This window comes from Streptomyces monticola, from assembly GCF_042665355.1.
Taxonomy (GTDB): Bacteria; Actinomycetota; Actinomycetes; order Streptomycetales; family Streptomycetaceae; genus Streptomyces; species Streptomyces monticola.
In genome coordinates, this window is sequence record NZ_JBHTCF010000019.1 from 115,264 (window position 1) to 133,861 (window position 18,598).

The 18,598-nt window shown below is 71.8% G+C and carries 15 protein-coding genes; 6 read left to right on the forward strand and 9 right to left on the reverse strand.

Annotated elements, in window-relative coordinates:
• Positions 1-114 precede the first annotated feature (114 nt).
• The 5 genes from ACFQVC_RS33585 to ACFQVC_RS33605 all read right to left on the reverse strand — a co-directional run bounded on the left by ACFQVC_RS33585 (position 115) and on the right by ACFQVC_RS33605 (position 6,290).
• Positions 115-1,596, reverse strand: a complete 1,482-nt coding sequence (locus tag ACFQVC_RS33585; RefSeq protein WP_381837752.1) for a phytoene desaturase family protein — start codon at positions 1,594-1,596, stop codon at positions 115-117.
• A gap of 45 nt (positions 1,597-1,641) precedes the next feature.
• Positions 1,642-2,256, reverse strand: a complete 615-nt coding sequence (locus tag ACFQVC_RS33590; RefSeq protein ID WP_381837754.1) for a DUF4126 domain-containing protein — start codon at positions 2,254-2,256, stop codon at positions 1,642-1,644.
• Positions 2,257-2,693: 437 nt separating this feature from the next.
• Positions 2,694-3,308 (reverse strand): TetR/AcrR family transcriptional regulator, encoded by a 615-nt coding sequence (locus ACFQVC_RS33595; RefSeq protein ID WP_381837756.1) that lies wholly within the window; start codon positions 3,306-3,308, stop codon positions 2,694-2,696.
• 38 nt (positions 3,309-3,346) lie between these two features.
• Positions 3,347-5,431, reverse strand: a complete 2,085-nt coding sequence (locus ACFQVC_RS33600) for a YhgE/Pip family protein (RefSeq protein ID WP_381837758.1) — start codon at positions 5,429-5,431, stop codon at positions 3,347-3,349.
• Positions 5,403-6,290: an ATP-binding cassette domain-containing protein gene (locus ACFQVC_RS33605; RefSeq protein ID WP_381837760.1), complete on the reverse strand. Its 888-nt coding sequence runs from the start codon at positions 6,288-6,290 to the stop codon at positions 5,403-5,405. The genes ACFQVC_RS33600 and ACFQVC_RS33605 overlap by 29 nt, the downstream gene beginning before the upstream one ends.
• Positions 6,291-6,520: 230 nt before the next feature.
• Between ACFQVC_RS33605 and ACFQVC_RS33610 the strand changes: the two genes are divergently transcribed.
• From ACFQVC_RS33610 to ACFQVC_RS33620, 3 genes are all read left to right on the forward strand, one after another.
• Positions 6,521-7,048: an SAV_6107 family HEPN domain-containing protein gene (locus tag ACFQVC_RS33610; RefSeq protein WP_381837762.1), complete on the forward strand. Its 528-nt coding sequence runs from the start codon at positions 6,521-6,523 to the stop codon at positions 7,046-7,048.
• Between the two features lie 182 nt (positions 7,049-7,230).
• Complete coding sequence (locus ACFQVC_RS33615; RefSeq protein WP_381837764.1) at positions 7,231-7,992, forward strand: methyltransferase; 762 nt, start codon at positions 7,231-7,233, stop codon at positions 7,990-7,992.
• 299 nt (positions 7,993-8,291) lie between these two features.
• Positions 8,292-8,702, forward strand: a complete 411-nt coding sequence (locus tag ACFQVC_RS33620; RefSeq protein WP_381837766.1) for a DUF3040 domain-containing protein — start codon at positions 8,292-8,294, stop codon at positions 8,700-8,702.
• Positions 8,703-8,951: 249 nt separating this feature from the next.
• On the opposite strand, the gene ACFQVC_RS33625 is transcribed toward ACFQVC_RS33620, so the two are convergent.
• The 4 genes from ACFQVC_RS33625 to ACFQVC_RS33640 form a co-directional block, all read right to left on the reverse strand.
• Complete coding sequence (locus tag ACFQVC_RS33625; protein WP_381837768.1) at positions 8,952-11,369, reverse strand: transglutaminase TgpA family protein; 2,418 nt, start codon at positions 11,367-11,369, stop codon at positions 8,952-8,954.
• A complete protein-coding gene (locus ACFQVC_RS33630; protein WP_381837770.1) occupies positions 11,366-12,739 on the reverse strand; it encodes a DUF58 domain-containing protein in 1,374 nt (457 codons plus the stop codon). The genes ACFQVC_RS33625 and ACFQVC_RS33630 overlap by 4 nt, the downstream gene beginning before the upstream one ends.
• Positions 12,739-13,788, reverse strand: a complete 1,050-nt coding sequence (locus ACFQVC_RS33635) for an AAA family ATPase (RefSeq protein WP_381837772.1) — start codon at positions 13,786-13,788, stop codon at positions 12,739-12,741. Before ACFQVC_RS33635 ends, ACFQVC_RS33630 begins: the two co-directional genes overlap by 1 nt.
• Before the next feature lie 269 nt (positions 13,789-14,057).
• Entirely contained in the window at positions 14,058-14,615 is a 558-nt protein-coding gene (locus ACFQVC_RS33640) for a beta-class carbonic anhydrase (RefSeq protein ID WP_381837774.1), read from the reverse strand.
• Between the two features lie 405 nt (positions 14,616-15,020).
• Here ACFQVC_RS33640 and rsmH point away from each other — a divergent pair, with 405 nt between their 5' ends.
• Genes rsmH through ACFQVC_RS33655 form a run of 3 tightly spaced genes read left to right on the forward strand, consistent with a single transcriptional unit; the run spans position 15,021 to position 18,597 of the window.
• Positions 15,021-15,977 (forward strand): 16S rRNA (cytosine(1402)-N(4))-methyltransferase RsmH, encoded by a 957-nt coding sequence (gene rsmH / locus ACFQVC_RS33645; RefSeq protein ID WP_381837776.1) that lies wholly within the window; start codon positions 15,021-15,023, stop codon positions 15,975-15,977.
• A gap of 54 nt (positions 15,978-16,031) precedes the next feature.
• On the forward strand, positions 16,032-16,631 hold the full coding sequence (gene ftsL / locus ACFQVC_RS33650; RefSeq protein WP_381837778.1) for a cell division protein FtsL: 600 nt from the start codon (positions 16,032-16,034) through the stop codon (positions 16,629-16,631).
• Positions 16,632-16,635: 4 nt separating this feature from the next.
• Positions 16,636-18,597, forward strand: coding sequence for a peptidoglycan D,D-transpeptidase FtsI family protein (locus ACFQVC_RS33655; protein WP_381837780.1), 1,962 nt, complete (start codon positions 16,636-16,638; stop codon positions 18,595-18,597).
• Position 18,598 lies beyond the last annotated feature (1 nt).

Sequence of the window (18,598 nt, forward strand, 5' to 3'; positions counted from 1 at the left end):
CGGCTGCCGTACTACCGCTCAGCTGCTGATCGCGTACCGGTCAACTCGGCTTGAAGCCAACTCGGCATACGGCCAACTCGGCATACAGGGGCCGGAGTTCCGCGCAGCGCTCACTCACTGTGAGCCCCGGAACTCCGGCCCTTCCACGATCAGTCCGGCCGTCAGGGCCCCCGACATTCCGGAGTGCGGCAGTCCGCCGCCGGGGTGTGCCAGGGCGCCGACCAGATAGAGCCCGGGCAGCCGGGTCGCGTTCGACGGGTACAGAAAACGCTCCCCGCCGCCCGGGAGAGCCGGGTGCGCGGCGGCGTGGGGCGGCCCGCCGGGGATCTCCCGCCAGAGGATCCGCTCACGAAGGCCGGGGACCGCCGACTCGGCGGCGGCGGTCAGCTGGTCCGCGTACGCCTCCGTCAGGGCGCCGTCGGCCAGCACCTCCTTCGCCGGTGCCACCGCGCTGAGCACCGCCGACTCGTGCCCGGCGTCGGGCACCAACGCCGGATCGCAGGGGCGCAGGACCGTGACCGTCGGCCGCAGCCCGGCGCCCGGACCGGTGGCCAGGGAGTCCAGCTCCGCCTTGCGGTCGGCCGGGTGCACCACGCTCTGGTGCACCGCCCCGGGCTCCGGGGCGCCGCGCAGCGCGAGCAGGACCGTGAACCGGGCACCACGGCCCGCCGCGTCCTCAGCCGGGCGGACATCGCCCTCGGCCTGGAGCCGGTGCGAGGTGAGCTGCCGCAACCGCGCCGGGTCGACACCCGCCACCACGTGATCGGTCTCGAACAGTGTCCCGTCGGCCAGCTCGACCCCGGCGGCGCGGCCGTCCTTCTCGATGACGGAGGTGACCTCCGCGCCGAAGGTGAACTCCACCTTCCGGGCCAGGCAGCGCTCGTACACCGCGCGGGCCAACTCGCGTATTCCGCCGCGCACATACCACGTGCCGAAGGCCTGCTCCATGTACGGCAGGACGGCCGCGGCCGCAGGTGCGGTGCGCGGGTCGAGGCCGTGCGCGAGCAGGGCGCTCTCCACCAGGGCGACCAGTCGTGGCTCGGCCAGCTCGCGGCGGGTCACATCGGCGAACGTCGGCGGCCGGCGCCGCAGCAGACCGCTCCTGCGGACCGCGGGGTACGGGTCGCGCTCGGCGAGCACCTGCCAGTTCGGCCACAGGGGCTCTTCCAGGAGCGGGCGGCGCGAGCGGTCCCAGGCCTCCCGCGCGCGGTTGATGAACGCGCTCCAGCTCTGCCCCGCGGGGGCGCCAAGGGCCGTGTCCAGGGCCTCGACCGCGCCCGCGCGTGAGGCGTTGGGCAGTGCGACAGAGGTGCCGTCCGCGAAGACATGGCGCACCGCCGGGTCGACCTGGACGAGCTCGACGCACTCTTCCAGGGGCTGCTTGCCGGTCTTGATGAACAGGTCGCGGTAGACAGCGGGCAGGGGGAGCAGGCCAGGACCCGTGTCGAAGGAGAAGCCCTTACGCTCGAAGCGGCCCACCTCGCCGCCATAGGTCTCCGCGCGCTCGAACACCGCCACCCGGTGGCCCGCGACAGCCAGCCGCGCAGCGGCCGCCATCGCGCCCATCCCGGCGCCGATCACCGCAATACGTGCCATGCCAGGGACTTTATCGGCCCCCACTGACAGCCCCGCCGCTGCGGGTCAGCCGGGCGGCCCGCCGACCCGCTCCGCCAGCCGTTTCTCCTCGCGGCGCTGCGCCCGGCGGCGCAGGAAGCGGCGGATGCGGTGGGCCACGAAGAGCAGCAGCACCAGGCCGATCAGCAGCAGCACGCCCGCGATGATCGCGGCGGCCTCGGGATAGAACATCGCGAACGACAGGACGCCGCCGACGCCCAGGTCCTCGGCCGTGCTCACGATGAAGTTGCTGAACGGCTCGGGCGAGGTGTTGACCGCCATCCGTGTCCCGGCCTTCACGGCATGGCTGGCGAGGGCGGTCGAGCCGCCGAGCGCGCCTGCCGCCAGGTCGTCGAGCGAGCCGCTCTGCCCGGCGAGCAGTGCCCCGACCACCGCTCCCGACACCGGCCTGATCACGGTGTGCACCGCGTCCCAGACCGAGTCCACGTACGGGATCTTGTCGGCCACCGCCTCACACAGGAACAGCGCTCCTGCGACGCACATCACATCGGTGCGCTGCAGCGACTCGGGCACTTCGTCGGTCAGCCCGGTCGCGCCGAAGACGCCGAGCAGCAGCACCACCGCGTACGCGTTGATTCCGCTGGCCCAGCCGCTGGTGAAGACGAGGGGGAGTACGGACACGGACGCGATCGTAACCAGACGCAATCCGGCCGGCCTGGGGATGAGTGCGTATGCCTGAGTATCCGTACCTAGAGAGTGAGATGAGTAGTTGCGCGGATGGGCTGCGACCTGCGCGGACGGAAGAGTGGAGACCACGGAAGGGGCGCAGCGCCGGAACCGCCGACACGGGGCGGCGGAGTCGGCGCGGCACCCCGGACGGAACGGGGGCACGACGGGGGAAGCGCCGGTTCCGTGAGGCTCGGGGGGATCGAGCCTCACGGACCGGCGCGTTCGTCTGTGCGGACCCCAGGGCGGGGCGCGGAACGCCCCCCAGGCGAGGACGCCCTCTGTGGGCCCGCCGAGGAACGCCCTCCCGGCGGGAACGCCTTCGACGCGAGAACCGCCTTCGACGCGAGAACCGCCTTTGCGCGAGAACCGCGTCTGCGCGAGAACCGCCTCTACGCGCGCGTGCCGCTGACCCGCCCCTGCAGCAGCCGGGACAGCGCCGAGTGGACGTCGTCGATCGACCGCTCCGGCTGGAACGCCTGCCAGTCGAGCGCGGCCACCAGGACCATGCCCACGAGGGCGGCAGCGGTGAGCGGGATATCGATCTCATCGCTCAACTCGCCCGCCGCGACACCTTCCCGCAGGACGTCCTCCACCACGGCCACGGCCTGCTGCCTGACCACCATCAAGGTGGACTGCCAGGCCCTGTTGGTGCGCCACAGCTCGGCCACATAGAGCTGGGTGAAGGCCGGATAGGAGTCGATGAAGACGAGCCCGGCCCGGATCATCGCGTCCAGGGCGTCCACGTTGCTGCCGCCGCGCTCCGCCGTCTTCCGGGCGGCTTCCTGGAGCGAGGCGGTGAGCAGTCCCACGCCGTGGCGCAGCAGTTCCTCGAAGAGTTCGGCCTTGCTGGCGAAGTTGTAGTAAACCGTGCCCTTCGCGACGCCGGCCCGCTCCGCGATCTCGTCGACCGTGGTCGCGGAGAAGCCCTTCTCGGCGATGAGCGTGACCGCCGCTTCGTAGAGCTTGGCGCGGGTGGCCTGCCGACGTGTGCTGCTGCTTTCCATGCCCCTGATTCTCACAGGTCGAGGAGTGCTCACCGGACTCACAGGCTCAGTTCCGGATGCAGCCGGTCCAGGGTCCACACCTGCTTGCGCCGCGCGGAGACCGCGGTCAGCGCGAGCGCGCCCAGGGTGAAGGCGGTGAGCACCGCACAGGCCTGCCACACCGGCCCGAGACCGCCGCCGGTGATCAGCCGGCGCAGTGCGTCGACGACGTAACTCATCGGCAGGAACGGGTGGATGGCGCTGAAGAAGGACGGGCTCGTCTGCACCGGATAGGTGCCGCCCGCCGACGTCAGCTGCAGCATCAGGACCGCGAGGACGAGGATCCGGCCCGCGGCGCCGAAGCGGGCGTTCAGCCATTGCACGATCGCCGCGAAACACCCGGTGACCAGGATGAGGAAGCCGACGGTCCCGGCTGCCCGTGCCATCTCGAGGCCGAGCCCCCAGTGCAGTACCGACATCAGCGCGGCGGTCTGCAGCGCTCCGAGGGACGCCACCGGGAGCCAGCCCGCGAGGGCGATACGCCAGGCGGAGGCGCCCGCCGCGAGGGCCCGCCGGTTGAGCGGCTGGATCAGCATGTACGCGACCATGGCGCCGACCCACAGGGACAGCGGGATGAAGTAGGGCGCGAATCCGGTGCCGTAGTTCGGCGCCTTGTGCATCGACTGCGCGGCCAGCTGAACGGGGTCCGCCATGACCTCGGTGCGCTGGTCGCGGTCCTTGGCGTCGTAGTCGGGGATCTTCTCGACCCCGTCGTGCAGCCCGCCGGCCAGTTCCCCGGAGCCGTCGACGAGCTTGAACATGCCGCCGTTGAGGTCCTTGGCGCCGCTCTTGAGCCGGCCCACACCGCTGTCCAGGTCGGTCGAGCCGGCCTTGGCGCTGTTCAGGCCGGTGTGCAGCTGACCCGCGCCCTTGGCGACGTCCTTTGCGCCGCGATTCAGCTTGTTGATCTTGCTGACGGCGTCGTTCAGGTCCTCGTCGAGGTGCGGGGCCTTCGCGGCGAGGTCGTCGGCCTGCTTCTGCAGCTTCTTCAGATGGCCGTCCAGGGCGGCGACATCACCGTCGTAGTCCTGGACGATCTTGTTGAGGTCCCCGGCGATCCGCGCGGTGGTGGCGGCCACGTCCTTGGCCTTCTTCAGTACGGGGCAGCCGGGGCCCGGCAGGGGCGCCTGCTCGCAGCTCGTCGCATACGCCGCGTTCGCCTCGTCGGAGACCCTGCGGGAGTCCTCCGCGGCGTCGGGCGCCTCCTTGACCAGGGTTCCGAGGTGCCTGCGGACGACCGCCGTCGAGTCCGACACGAGCCGCGCGGTGTCGCCGATGGTCTGCCCGTTGTCCTTGAGGAACGGCCGGACCTTGTCCGCGGTGGCGTTCACCTTGTCGGCGAGCGCCTGGGTGCCGTCCGCGACCTGGCCCGCGCCCGCTTCGAGCTTGCCTGCGCCCTGGTCGAGGCGTGTGATCCCGCCGGCCAGCTTTCCGCTGCCGTCCTTGGCGTCCTTCAGACCGTCGGCCAGCTCCTTGGAGCCCTTCTTCGCCTTGTCGGCCCCGTCCTTGAGCTTGTCCGCGCCCTCGGCCGCCTTCTTGGTCTTGCCGTGAATGTCGGAGAAGGAGATGAAGATCTTGTCGAGGAAGGAGCGGGAGGCGTTGGTCGACGCGGCCGAGCGCACCTCGGAGAAGACCGTCCGGGAGATCTGCCCGACGATGTAGTTGTTGGCGTCGTTGGTCCGCACCTGCAGAGCGCTGGTCTCCGGGGTGTCACCCGAGCTGGAGGCGATCTGCTCGCTGAAGTCCGACGGCATGGTCAGGGACAGGTAGTACGTGCCGTCCTCGACGCCCTTACGTGCTTCCTCGGCGCTCACCTCGTGCCACTGGAAGCTCTTGCTGTCCCGCAGCCCCTCCGTGATCGAGTCGCCCGCGTCGACCTTCTTGCCGGCCGCCGTGGCGCCCTTGTCGTCATTGACGAGCGCCACGGGGATCTTGTCGAGCCGGCCGTACGGGTCCCAGAACGACCACAGGTAGAGAGCCCCGTACAGCAGCGGAAGCAGCAGCAGTGCGACGAGTGCCGCCCGCGGCAGCTTGCCCCTGCCGAACCGCCTGAGCTCAAGCGCGGCCAGTTTCGGCGAGCGCATCCGCCGCCCCCTTCGTGTCGTCCCCGGCGGCCTTCTCGTCGCCGGCCTTCTCGTCTCCGGACTTGTCCTCGCCGGACCTGTCGTCGCCGGTGGTGTCTTCTTCGGCCGTCTTCTCGTCGGCCGTCTTTTCGTCGGCCGTCGCCGTGTCGGGCTTCGGCGCGGTGGAGACCACGACGGCTCCCTCGGGCGCCTCGCTGCACACCGCCACGACCGTGACGCCGCCGTCGGCGACCGACCGCAGCAGCGCCCACGCCTCGGCCCGCTCCGCGTCCGACAGCTTCAGGTCCACGTCGTCGACGCCGAGGAGCCGCGGCCCGCCGATGAGCGCGAGCGCCACGGACAGGCGCAGCGCCTCAAGGCGTTCGAGGTCGCGCACGGAGGTGCGCGGACCCTTCGGCAGCGCGTCCAGATCGAGGCCGGCCGCTTCGAGGGCCGCGTCGATACGCTGACGAGCCGCCGCCTTCCGCTCGGCCCGCGGGCGCAGCAGCGAGCGCAGCGCTCCGCCGAACCGGCGCTGCAGCAGGGCGCGTTCGTGCAGATGCTCCCGGACGGTCAGGGCCGGATCGAGATCGGTCACCCCCGGCACAGGGCCGAGCGCGCTGATACGGCGCACGGCGGCCATCTGCTTGGGCAGCCGCATCCGGCCCACGGCCGCGTGGCCCTCGGTCGGCCGCATCCGGCCGGTGAGTGCGAGCAGCAGGCAGGTGCGGCCCGTACCGGACGGGCCCTCGACGGCGATCAGGGCGCCGGGCCCGGCGTCGATGCCGACGTCGCGGAACGCCCACCCGCGCGGCCCCTTGAGGCCGAAGCCAGTGGCGCTGACGGATATGCCGTGGGGTGCCCCGTGCGGGCTGTCCACAGACCTTCCCCCTCTTTTTGAACTGACCGGTCAGTGCAGAAACAGTATGCCGTGCCCGCCGCGAGCCGTGTCCACCACCCCTCCAACTCCGTTCCGGTTCCCATTCGCGCAGCCGCAACCGAACCTCTGATCGAAGCAAAAGTGCAGGTCAGGGCCGATTGTCAGTGGCGTACTTCACGATGGGGTCATACGGCCACTGCGCGCCGTCACACGACGACAGGAGGTTCGTCATGGCCAGTTCTTCCGCAGCCGCCGCCCGCCGGCGCCGCGCCACCGGCCCTGCCCCCTCACTGAACGGTCCGGCGAGCGACATCCACCCCGTGATCCGCCGCGCGACGGCCCCGCCCGCCGCGCTCGATCTGCTCGCCCAGGCCCGCGCGGGCCTTGACGAGGCAGCCACCCTGGAAACGCCCAACGAACGCTATGCCGCCGCCCACTTGGCCGCCCTGCGCACCGCGGCCGCAGTGCTCGCCGCCCGCGGCCGCCCGGAGGCCAGTCCGCGCAAGCGCCAGCGGATCAGGAGCGCCTGGGAGGTGCTCCCTGAGATAGCGCCCGAACTGACGGAGTGGAGCGCCCTGTTCGCCTCCGGCGCCGGCCGCCGCGCCCGTGCCGAGGCGGGCATCCAGGGCGCCGCCAGCACGCGGGACGCGGACGATCTGCTGCGGGACGTGGCGATGTTCCTGCGCCTGGTGGAGCGGATGCTGGTCCTGCAGCCGGTGCTGCCCCAGCCGAGACAGGGCCGTCCGGACGCGGGCTGAGCGAAGGGCCGGGGGAGGGGGACGACCTTCGGGCGGACCGGCCGGAGGACGGATGCCCGGACCGCACTCCGAAGGCAATAGGGTGGTACCACCTGCGCCTTGCGGCCCCCGCGAGGGCAGGCGAGTCGTTCCGTCGCTCCGCCGCCGAAGAAGCGGGGCCGCCCGCCGAGGAGTCAACTGCCGTGTCGGACCCGATGCGCCCCCGCGCTTCTCTCCGTACCGCCGTGGTCTGGGAGGTCCTGAAGGACGCCCTGGACCGCCAGGTCAAGGCGACGGGGCTGGAGTCGCTCGATGTGCTCGACACCGGCGGCGGCAGCGGCAACTTCGCGGTGCCCGTCGCCCGGCTCGGCCACAGGGTCACCGTCGTCGACCCCAGCCCCAATGCGCTGTTCGCCCTCGAGCGCAGGGCCGCCGAGGCCGGGGTCGCCGACCGCGTGCGCGGCGTCCAGGGCGACGCCCACGGCCTCTTCGACGTCGTCGGACGCGGTGAGTACGACGCGGTCCTGTGTCACGGCGTCCTCGAATACGTCGACGACCCGGCCCAGGGCATCCGCAATGTCGTCGGCGCCCTGCGCGAGTCCGGCGTCCTCAGCCTGCTCGCGGCGGGCCTCGGCGGAGCGGTCCTCGCCAGGGCGCTCGCCGGCCACTTCGCGGAAGCCGGCCAGGCGCTGACCGACCCGGACGGGCGCTGGGGCGAGGGCGACCCCGTTCCGCGGCGCTTCACCGCCGAGCAGCTGACCGAGCTCGTCTCCGCGTCCGGCCTCCGGATCGGCGCGGTGCACGGCGTACGCGTCTTCGCCGACCTCGTCCCTGGAGTTCTGGTCGACACCGAGCCGGGCGCCCTGGACGCTCTGCTGAAGCTCGAGGCCGCCGCCGCGGAGCAGCCCGCGTTCCATTCGGTCGCCACTCAGCTGCACGTACTCGGCGAGAAGTTCGGCGAATAGTACGAGCGCGACCCCGGCGGGCGTGCTCCGATCTGTGCGGTCGCCCTGATCAGGGCCGCAGCAGCACATGGAGTACGCCACAGGCCCCCCGATCGGGCGCTGCGCCCCGTATGATCGAGGGACACCGTCCGGCATGACGGATCGGCGGCTGGGGAATGCACGCTTCAGCACCGCCGGACCTCCATGGCGGCCCGGAATGGCGAATTGGCGTAGAGGGGCGGGTTTCACGGGGGCGATTCCCTGCCTATCCTGAAGGGGACCCCCGGTCGCCCCGGCGACTGCACGATGAGGAGGACTCCGTGCCGCTCTCGGAGCACGAGCAGCGAATGCTCGAGTCAATGGAGCGAGCGCTGTACGCCGAAGATCCCAAGTTCGCGACAGCGCTTGAGGGAAGCGGGCTGCGTACATACACCCGGCGACGGGTCTACCAGGCGGTTGCCGGCTTCCTGGTAGGTATTGCGCTCCTCATGGCCGGCATGGTCGCGCAGCAGATCTGGATCAGCGTGGTGGGCTTCCTCGTGATGCTCGCCTGCGCGGTCCTCGCGGTGACCGGATGGCGTAAGGCGCCCAAGCCGGGCGAGCAGGCCCCGGGTGCCGCGGCACCCGGAGCGCAAGCCCCAGGTGTCCGCCGCCAGGGCAGGCAGCGCCGCTCGATGATGGACCGGATCGAGCAGCGGTGGCAGCGCCGCCGAGACGAAGAAGGCCGCTAGCGCCTTTCCTTGCCTACACATGGGTGAGGGGCACACGCATCATGCGTGTGCCCCTCACCCATGCTTGTTTCGCCCAGCCCTTCCGGGCCGGGCGCCGGCCCTGGGGGTCATCGTTCAGACACATGCCCAGGCAAGTGCCCGAGCGGCGCCACCAGTTGAGGTGAATCCGAGGGGAGCCGGGCGGGGCGGTCGGGACGGCGGGGCGAGAGGGCGGGCGACCCGGCCTTCGGCCGGGCCGCCACTCGCGTCTCAGCCCTGCTGCCGCCCCGGCTTGCGCCATGAGTTCGTCCAGCGGTCGAAGCCCCAGCGGCGCGTGCTCAGGCGGCGGGTGAACGCGGCCCAGCGGGCCGAGCAGGCCCAGGCCACCCGGACGGCCGAACGCGGTGCGAGGAGCGCACGCAGACGGCTGGTCCGGCTCAGGCCGGCCCGCAGTCGGCGTACATCCTCGGCCAGGCCGGTCGCCGTGCGCGGATGCGGTGCGTAGAGCACCTGCTCCACGGCCGCCGCCACCCGGTGCACGGCCTCCGCCGCCTCCGTGTCCAGCTGCCCGATGCGGACGATGCGTGCCGCCGCCTTGCGCGGGGTCTGCGAATCGTCCGGCAGGATGCCGTAGTCCCAGGCCGTGTCGGTCACTTCAAGCCAGGCCGCCAGTGTCCGCGCCGTGGCATCCGCGGCGCTGCGACCGCCGGAACCCAGGCGTACCGCGCGCGTCCGCACCCGCCACAACAGCGGAAGCAGGGGTACGAGGACGATCACAAGAGCCGCGAGGGCCACCCCCAGGACCGTGCCGAGCGGTGGGCCGCCGTCTCCGCCGCCCGCACCGGCCTGCGGGTCGTTCCGACCGCACTCGCCGGTGCGCTGCTGTTCCCTGCTGCAGCTCTCGGAGGCCGAGGCGGACGGGGTGTCCGACGGGGCGGCTGCGGCCGAGGACTCCGGAGCCGCGCTGTTGCTCGGGCTGGTGGACGGGAGGTCCGGGCGGGTGTACTCCGGCACCGTGCCGCGGTTCGGCGTCGGCTCGAAGCGGGTCCAGCCCACCCCTTCGAAGTACAGCTCGGGCCAGGCGTGCGCATCGCGCAGACCGACCGACATCGTGCCGTCGGACTGCGGCGAGCCGGGAGTGAAGCCCACCGCGACCCGGGCCGGTATGCCCAGGGTCCTGGCCATCGCGGCCATCGAGAAGGAGAAGTGGACGCAGAAGCCCTGCTTCTGCTTCAGGAAGCGGCTGATCGCCGCGGACCCGCTGCCCGCCTGCACCTCCGTGTCATAGGTGAAGCCGCCCTCGGAGGAGAACCAGTCCTGCAGCGCGACCGCGCGCTCGTAGTCGTTCGACGCGTCGCGGGTGACCCGGCGCGCTGTCGCGTAGACATCGGCGGGCAGGGAATCGGGCACCGAGGTGAACTCACGGGCCAGCGCGGAGCCGGGCTGCGGGGCCGTGGCCAGCTGGTCCGCGGTGGGCTGCACGACGAGGCTCTTCACCTCGTACTGCTTGCCGCCGGTGGTCTGGCCGCGGTCGCCGACGAGTGTGCGGCCGATGGGTTCGTACCGCCAGCGTCCGCCGATGGCCACCTGGCTCGCCGGGTAGGGCATCGGGAGCCAGTCCTGCTTGTACCAGCCGGCCGCCGAGATATTGGTCTGCACTTCGCTCGTGCGCACCTCGGGGCTCAGGCCCTGGGGTGTCGGGAGGCGGTCCGGCACGTCGATGATGCCGCGCTCGGCGGGCTTCCAGGCCGTGCCGTCGAACTGGTCGAGGGAGACGATCCGCAGATAGAGGTCCTGGGTCTGCTCGGAGTTGGTGCGATACGACAGGACCTCGCGGTCGTTCGGCTGGTTCAGGCTGTCCTGCAGGGCGACCAGCGGGTTCACCGCCGAGATGGTGCCGCCGCCCGGGCCCGACCCGCCCCCGCCACCGGTGCTGTCGAGCAGACCTCCGTCCAGGGCCGGCAGCGCGGCGGGCACCACCAGGGCGATGCCGAGCGCGACCGCGCCGATACGGCGGCCCGTGCGGACCGGTGCCACGGCACCGGCAGGTGACGCCTCCAGGCCCGCGGAGAGTCCGGCCGGGCGGCGTGCCGCGCCCCCGAAGACCCGGCCCCACTGGGAGAGGCGGTCCCGCCCCTCGGCCAGGAGCAGCAGCAGATAGCCGGCGGCCGCGAGGACGAACCACACCCAGCCCGCACCGCCGTCGGAGAGCCCCGCCGCGACCGAGTACAGGGCGAGCAGCGGGAGCCCCGCGGGGGCGGCGCTGCGGAAGGTGACCGCCAGGGCGTCCACCGCGAGACCGATCACCAGGACCCCGCCGACCAGCATCAGCCGGATGCCGTCGCTGAGCGGAGCCGGAATCGCGAACTGCCCGACGTCCTGCGCGCCCGCCTGCAGCAGCAGACCGAACCGCTCGAAGACATCGGGGCCCGGCAGGACGCCCGCGGTGGCCTGGCCGTTGGCGAACACCAGCGTGAGCAGCAGCAGGGTCGCCACGGCCTGCACCAGGACGGTCAGCGGCCGGGCAAGCGGCACCCGCCGGGCGAGGGCGCCGACCCCGCACTGCAGGGCGAGCAGGATCGCCGCCTGGATGATCCAGGTGACCGAATCGACCAGCGGCAGCAGCGCGCACGCGGCCAGCAGCGTGGCCGCCGTGGCGCACAGCGCCAGGCGCGCGTGACCGCTCATGACCAACCCCCCGTTGTCGTCCCCCCGGTGGGGGCCGGCCCCGCGCCCGCGCGCTGCCGGTCCGCCTCGCGCCACAGCGCGGCCACATCCGCTCCGGGCGGTACGCCGATGGCGGTCCAGCCCGCCTCGCGCAGCTGCCGCAGCCGCTCCTCGAAGAAGACCGACGGGCCCTGTCCGTGCACCCAGGCCGTGCTGTCGAGGACGAAGGCGACCGCTGCCCCGCTGCGCTGGCGCATCCGGGCCGCCACCGCCGCCTGCTCCTCGTCCAGGTCACCGAGGAAGGCGACCAGAAGTCCTTCGTTGCCACTGCGCAGCACGTCGTACGCGCGCGACAGGCCCGTGTCCTCGGAGTGGTCGATGACCGCGAGCGTGTCCATCATCAGGCCCGCAGCGTCGGCGGACTCCTGGCTGGCGCCGGCGAAGCCGTCGGATCCCTCACCCGGCACCGAATTGCCCGTGTCGGTCAACAGACGGACGGAGAAGCCTCGTTCGAGCATGTGCACCAGGGCGGACGCGGCGCCGGAGACGGCCCACTCGAAGGCCGAGTCGGGGCCCGCGCCCTGGTGGGCGATGCGGCGGGTGTCGAGCAGGACCGTGCAACGGGCGCGCTGCGGCTGCTCCTCGCGGCGGACCATCAACTCGCCGTATCGCGCGGTGGAGCGCCAGTGCACCCGGCGCAGGTCGTCACCGTGCCGGTAACCGCGAGGGATCACGTCGTCCTCACCGGCGAGAGCGAGGGAGCGCTGCCGCCCGTCGCCGTACCCCGAGGCCTCCCCTGAGAGCCGCACCGGCGGCAGCGGCGTCACGCGCGGAATCACCGTCAGAGTGTCGTACGCACTGAAGGAACGGGTCAGTTCGCACATTCCGAAAGGGTCCGTGAGCCGCAGCTGCAGCGGGCCGAGGGGATAGCGGCCGCGCAGATCCGAACGCACGCGGTACGACACCTCGCGGCGGCCGCCCGCCTCCACCCGGTCAAGCACGAACCGGGGCCGCGGGCCGAGCACATAGGGCACCCGGTCCTGCAGCATGAGGAGACCCGTGGGCAGCCGCGACACATTGTCCATCCGCAGATGCACCCGGGACTCCGAGCCCGCGGGCACCCGCGCCGGCGAGAGCCGCCGCGAGCCCGCTACGCGGTAGCGGGTGCGGTAGAGCACGAGCGCGCACACCAGGGGCAGGACGGCGAGCAGCAGCCCGACCCTCAGCAGGTCGCCCTGGCCGAGGACATACGCGCAGACGGCGGCCGCGACACCCGCGGCAAGGAAGGAGCGGCCCCGGGTGGTCAGTCCCGCCAACGCGGTGCGCAGCCCTCCCTTGTCCTCCTCCTCGTCCGCCGCGCGCGGCTGCGGCGCCGGCCCCCCCGGTGCCATCACAGGCCCCGTGAACCGGGCGGCTGGTGGCCGTAGACCGGGGCTCCGGGCAGGCGCCCGGGATAGCCCGCACCCGGCGCCGCCTGGGCGGCCGGAACCGGGGTGCGCTGGAGGATCTCCAGGACGACCTGCTCGGCCGTGCGCCGGTTCAACTGGGCCTGCGCCGTGGGCAGCAGACGGTGGGCGAGCACAGCGACCGCCAGGGCCTGCACATCGTCCGGCAGTGCGTACTCCCGGCCGCTGAGGGCCGCCGAGGCCTTCGCGGCCCGCAGCAGGTGCAGGGTGGCCCGGGGCGATGCGCCGAGCCTGAGGTCCGGGTGATGACGGGTCGCGGCGACCAGCTCCACCGCGTATCTGCGCACCGGGTCGGCGACGTGCACCGTGCGCACCGCCTCGATCAGCTTGACGATGTCGTGCGCGTGCGCCACCGGCTGCAGGTCGTCCAGGGGCGAGACGCCGCCGTGCACATCGAGCATCTGCAGCTCGGCCTCAGGGCTCGGGTAGCCGATCGAGACGCGGGCCATGAAGCGGTCGCGCTGCGCCTCGGGGAGTGGGTAGGTGCCCTCCATCTCGACCGGGTTCTGCGTGGCCACCACCATGAACGGGTCAGGCAGTTCATAGGTCTGCCCGTCGATGGTGACCTGGCGCTCCTCCATCGACTCGAGCAGCGCCGACTGGGTCTTGGGCGAGGCGCGGTTGATCTCGTCGCCGATCACGATCTGGGCGAAAATGGCGCCCGGTTTGAACTCGAAGTCCCGCTGCTGCTGGTCGAAGATGGACACACCGGTGATGTCCGACGGCAGCAGGTCGGGAGTGAACTGGATACGCCGCACCGAGCAGTCGATGGACCGCGCGAGCGCCTTGGCGAGCATGGTCTTGCCCACGCCCGGAACATCTTCGATCAGCAAGTGCCCCTCGGCGAGGAGCACGGTCAGCGAAAGCCGTACGACCTCTGGCTTGCCCTCGATCACACCCTCCACCGACCTGCGGACCTGCTCCGCAGTGGTGGTCAGATCTGTGAGGCTCGCTCGATCTTCATAGGTCGTCACCCGGCCCTCCTCGGCCCGTTCTCCGAGCCGACGTCTCTACGCGACCCGGCCCTCCCCGAAACACGGGCACCGCTCGCGTTTGGTTCCGCGGAGATGCCACACACGCATTCTTGTTGCCGTTACCGCTTCGTGTCACTCGCCTGTGGATAACTGGCGGCGATATGTCGGGGCTTGAGGGCTTTTGGCGTACGGCTGCGGCGGGACCCGCACCGGAATGTGCGAATCCCGCCGGGCTGCGCGAGCTGCGTCGTTGCAGGGCGTACGGAGCGCTACGCGGCGTCGATCTCGCGCAGCAGCCCCGTCTTCACGTCGAAGACGAATCCGCGCACGTCCTCGCGGTGGAGCAGGAAGGGCGAGGTGCGCACGCGCTGCATCGACTGGCGCACGTCCTGATCGACATCGCGGAAGGCCTCCACCGCCCAGGCCGGACGCTGGCCCACCTCGTCCTCCAGCTCGTGCCGGAAGTCCTCGGTGAGCGTGAGCAGACCGCAGCCGGTGTGGTGGATCAGGACCACGCTGCGGGTGCCGAGCGCCCGCTGGCTGATGGTCAGGGAGCGGATCACGTCATCGGTCACCACGCCGCCCGCGTTGCGGATGGTGTGGCAGTCACCGAGTTCGAGACCAAGGGCGTCGTGCAGGTCGAGCCGGGCGTCCATACAGGCGACGACGGCGACCTTCAACACGGGGCGCGCGTCCATGCCCGGGTCGGTGAAGCCGGCGGCGTATTGCTGGTTCGCCTCGACCAAGCGGTCGGTGACGGTGCCGGAGTCAGTTATGCCGGGCATCGGGTCGGCGGGGTCCGTGGGTAGCGAAGCAGGAGTCGACATGTCTAAGACGGTAGTGCGCACAGATCGTCCGAGCCCGCTGTGAGAGTGGACAAAGAACGACTTCAGCCCTTGTTGTGAGGTAGCCCACAGGCCCCTGCGAGGCGCGTCCGTACGGGTGAACCGGGCTCTCCGCGACGCGCACAGCGCGCGCGTGGCCGGAGATTGACCGCGGGACAGCGTGGACTAAAGTGACGCGAAGCGGGAGGCGGAAGGCGCTCCCTGCTGGACTGGTTTCCCGGAGATTCCCCCCGAATTTCCCCCGCGTGCGCGGCGCGCACGTACGGCTCGGCCTCCTCCCGCTCCCGGTCGGCTGACGCCACTTCCCCGGCGCCAGGCGGGCCGTTCCCCTTCGAGCGGGTGGGGACCCGGCAGTGCGTGCGGTCGCGCCCGACTTGAGAGGGTGCATTGAGCGAGAGCCGACATGTCCCGGTGATGCTCCAGCGGTGCCTGGACCTGTTGGCCCCGGCCCTGACGCGGCCGGGAGCGGTGGTCGTCGACTGCACCCTCGGCCTCGGCGGACACAGCGAGGCCCTGCTCCGCACCTTCCCCGAGGCCCGGCTCGTCGCCCTCGACCGCGACAAGGAAGCCCTGCGCCTGTCAGGCGAGCGCCTCGCTCCCTACGGCGAGCGCGCCACCCTGGTGCACGCGGTCTACGACGAACTCCCCGACGTACTGGAGCGCCTTGGCATCCCCGGCGTCCAGGGAGTGCTCTTCGACCTCGGTGTCTCCTCCATGCAACTGGACGAGGCGGACCGGGGGTTCGCCTACGCCCAGGACGCCCCGCTCGACATGCGCATGGACCAGTCGGCCGGAATGAGCGCCGCGGAGGTGCTCAACACCTACCCGCCCGGCGAACTGGTGCGGATCCTGCGCGCCTACGGCGAGGAGAAGCAGGCCAAGCGGATCGTTTCGGCCATCGTGCGCGAGCGCGAGAAGGAACCGTTCGACCACAGCGCACGCCTCGTCGAGCTGATCCGTGACGCGCTGCCGCAGGCGGCCAAGCGCACCGGCGGCAACCCGGCCAAGCGCACCTTCCAGGCGCTGCGCATCGAGGTCAACGGCGAACTCACCGTCCTGGAAAGGGCGATCCCAGCCGCCGTGAAGGCGGTCGCGGTCGGCGGCCGGATCGCCGTCCTGTCGTATCACTCGCTCGAGGACCGGCTGGTCAAGCAGGTGTTCGCGGCGGGCGCCGCCACCACCGCCCCGCCCGGCCTGCCCGTGGTCCCCGAGCGCTACCAGCCGCGTCTCAAGCTGCTCACGCGCGGTGCCGAACTCCCCACTGAAGAAGAAGTGGCCGAGAACCGCAGGGCCGCACCGGCGCGGCTGCGCGGGGCGCAGCGCATCCGGGAGGACATCGCGTGAGCCGGGTCGGTCGGGAGGACATCGCGTGAGCCGGGTCAGTGGGGAGGGCTTCGCATGAGGGGCGCACCGCAGATGCGGGGGAGGGCCGCGCGCCTCGCGCGGCTGCTCCCCACCGGGCCCGCGTCGGCGGCCCGAACTCCCTTCGTGCTCCTGGTCGTGCTGCTGCTCGGCGGCGGTCTGATCGCGCTCCTGATGCTGAACTCCTCACTTAATGAGGGGTCTTTCCGGCTCAGCAAGCTGAAGAAGGAGACGACCGAACTCACCGACCAGCAACAGGAGCTGCAGCGCAAGGTCGACGGCTACGCGGCCCCCGACTCGCTGGAGCGGCGCGCTCGTGAACTCGGCCTGGTCCCCGGCGCCAACCCCGCCTTCCTGAACCCCGACGGCACGGTCCGCGGCGCACCGAGCCCCGCGGCCCAGGCCGAGCCCTCCACGCTGCGCGCTCCCGCGCCGGCCCCCACCGCCCCCGCGCCGCAGCCTTCCGCATCGCCCGGGGGCGCCCCGAGCCCCTCGACCGCCCCGGACCCCGAGGCCGAGCCGGACGCGGCCGAGCCCGCCCCGAGCGCGGCCCGGTCCCAAGCCCCCACGCCTTCCCGGTCTGCGCCCGTCGCGCGGTCCGGGACGGCACCCGCCCCCTCGACCACCGGCAGGTGATGCCGTGACCGACAGGCAGCCCCCACGACGCCGGGTGCCGTCACCGGCGAAGCCCGGCCGGCCCGGCGCCCCGCGGCGCCCCGGCCCGGGCGCCCGCCCGGCAGCCCGCAGACCGCGCCCCGCGTCCGCCGCCAGGGCCGGGCGCACCATCAGGCTCGGCAGTCCGCGCCCCCGGCTCCGCCTGGTCAGCCTGGGCCTGACCTTGGTGATGGTCGCCTTCGTCGTACGGCTGCTCCAGGTGCAGGCCGTGGACGCGAGCGCGTATGCCGCCAAGGCGGAGAGGAACCGCTACTTCAGTCACACCCTGGCCGCCGAGCGCGGTGGCATCACCGACCGCAACGGCTCCGAGCTGGCGATCAGCGTCGACGCGTACGACATCACCGCCGACCCCTCGATGTTCACGCCGAAGGAGAGCAAGGCGAAGGACGCCCCCGAGCAGGCGGCCGCGCTGCTCGCGCCGATCCTCGGCAAGGACGCCGCCGAGCTCGCCCGCAAGCTCAAGAAGGAGGACAGCCGCTACGCCCTCCTCGCCCGCCGCCAGACCCCGGACGTCTGGAAGCAGATCAAGGACCTGAAGTCGACTTTCCAGGACAAGGCGAACAAGTCGGGCGGCGGCAATGTCCTCGCCGGTGTCTTCCAGGAGCCGAGCAGCAAGCGGATCTATCCGAACGGCGATCTCGGCGCCGGGATACTGGGCTGGGTGAACGCCGACGGCAAGGGCGGCGGCGGCGTCGAGGCGCAGCTGAACAAGGAGCTCGCCGGCAAGGACGGCAAGCTCACGTACGCGCAGTCCGGCGGGCGCCGGGTGCCGACCGCGGGCGGCCGTGAGACCCCCGCGACCCCGGGCTCCGACATCGAGCTGACCATCGACCGCGACATCCAGTGGGCGGCGCAGAAGGCGATCTCCGAGCAGGTCACCAAGTCCAAGGCCGACCGTGGCTATGTCGTGGTGCAGGACACCAGGACCGGGGAGCTGCTCGCCCTGGCCAACGCGCCCGGCTTCGACCCGGGCGACCTGTCCGACGCCGACCCCTCGGCGCTCGGCAACGCCGCGCTGCACGACGCGTACGAGCCGGGCTCCACCAGCAAGCTCGTATCGATGGCGGCGGTCCTGGAAGAGAACGCGGCCACGCCCGACACCCATGTGACGGTGCCCAACCGGCTGCACCGCGGCGACCGGCTCTTCAAGGACGACGTCGACCACCCCACCTGGTATCTGACGCTCAACGGGGTGCTCGCGAAGTCCAGCAACATCGGCACGATTCTGGCCACGCAGCAGCTGGGCAAGACGCAGCCGGAGGCCAACGAGGTCCTCTACTCGTATCTGCGCAAGTTCGGCATCGGCAGCCCGACCGGCCTCGGTTTCCCCGGTGAGACCGCCGGCATTCTGGCCAAGCCGGACACCTGGTCGACCTCGCAGCAGTACACGGTGCCTTTCGGCCAGGGGTACTCGCTCAACGCCGTCCAGGCCGTCTCCCTGTACTCCACCATCGCCAACGGCGGCGTCCGCACGGAGCCCTCGCTGGTCCGCGGATCCAAGGGGGCCGACGGCCGCTTCACGCCCTCGCCGAAGCCCAAGAAGAGCCGGGCGGTGAGCGAGAAGACCGCCAAGACGCTGGCCGAAATGCTGCAGTCGGTCGTGGACGACAAGGAAGGCACCGGCAACAAGGCGCAGATCGAGGGCTACCGGGTCGCGGGCAAGACCGGCACGGCCAACCGGGTGGACCCGAAGACCGGCCGCTACAAGGGCTACACCTCGTCCTTCGCCGGATTCGCCCCCGCCGACAAGCCGCGTATCGCGGTCTACTGCGCCATCCAGAACCCGACCAAGGGCAACTACTTCGGTGGCCAGATCTGTGCGCCCATCTACAAGCAGGTCATGGAGTTCGCGCTCAAGACACTGCAGGTGGCGCCCTCCGGCAGCAAGGCACCCGGCCTGCCGGTCACGTTCAAACCGGAAGACTGAA

Coding starts and splice junctions, on each gene's coding strand:
- ACFQVC_RS33630 (WP_381837770.1), bottom strand. CDS start 12,739: ATGGCACCGGGGGGGCCGGCGCCGCAGCCGCGCGCGGCGGACGAGGAG.
- ACFQVC_RS33585 (WP_381837752.1), bottom strand. CDS start 1,596: ATGGCACGTATTGCGGTGATCGGCGCCGGGATGGGCGCGATGGCGGCC.
- ftsL (WP_381837778.1), top strand. CDS start 16,032: ATGAGGGGCGCACCGCAGATGCGGGGGAGGGCCGCGCGCCTCGCGCGG.
- ACFQVC_RS33595 (WP_381837756.1), bottom strand. CDS start 3,308: ATGGAAAGCAGCAGCACACGTCGGCAGGCCACCCGCGCCAAGCTCTAC.
- ACFQVC_RS33600 (WP_381837758.1), bottom strand. CDS start 5,431: ATGCGCTCGCCGAAACTGGCCGCGCTTGAGCTCAGGCGGTTCGGCAGG.
- ACFQVC_RS33640 (WP_381837774.1), bottom strand. CDS start 14,615: ATGTCGACTCCTGCTTCGCTACCCACGGACCCCGCCGACCCGATGCCC.
- ACFQVC_RS33625 (WP_381837768.1), bottom strand. CDS start 11,369: ATGAGCGGTCACGCGCGCCTGGCGCTGTGCGCCACGGCGGCCACGCTG.
- ACFQVC_RS33610 (WP_381837762.1), top strand. CDS start 6,521: ATGGCCAGTTCTTCCGCAGCCGCCGCCCGCCGGCGCCGCGCCACCGGC.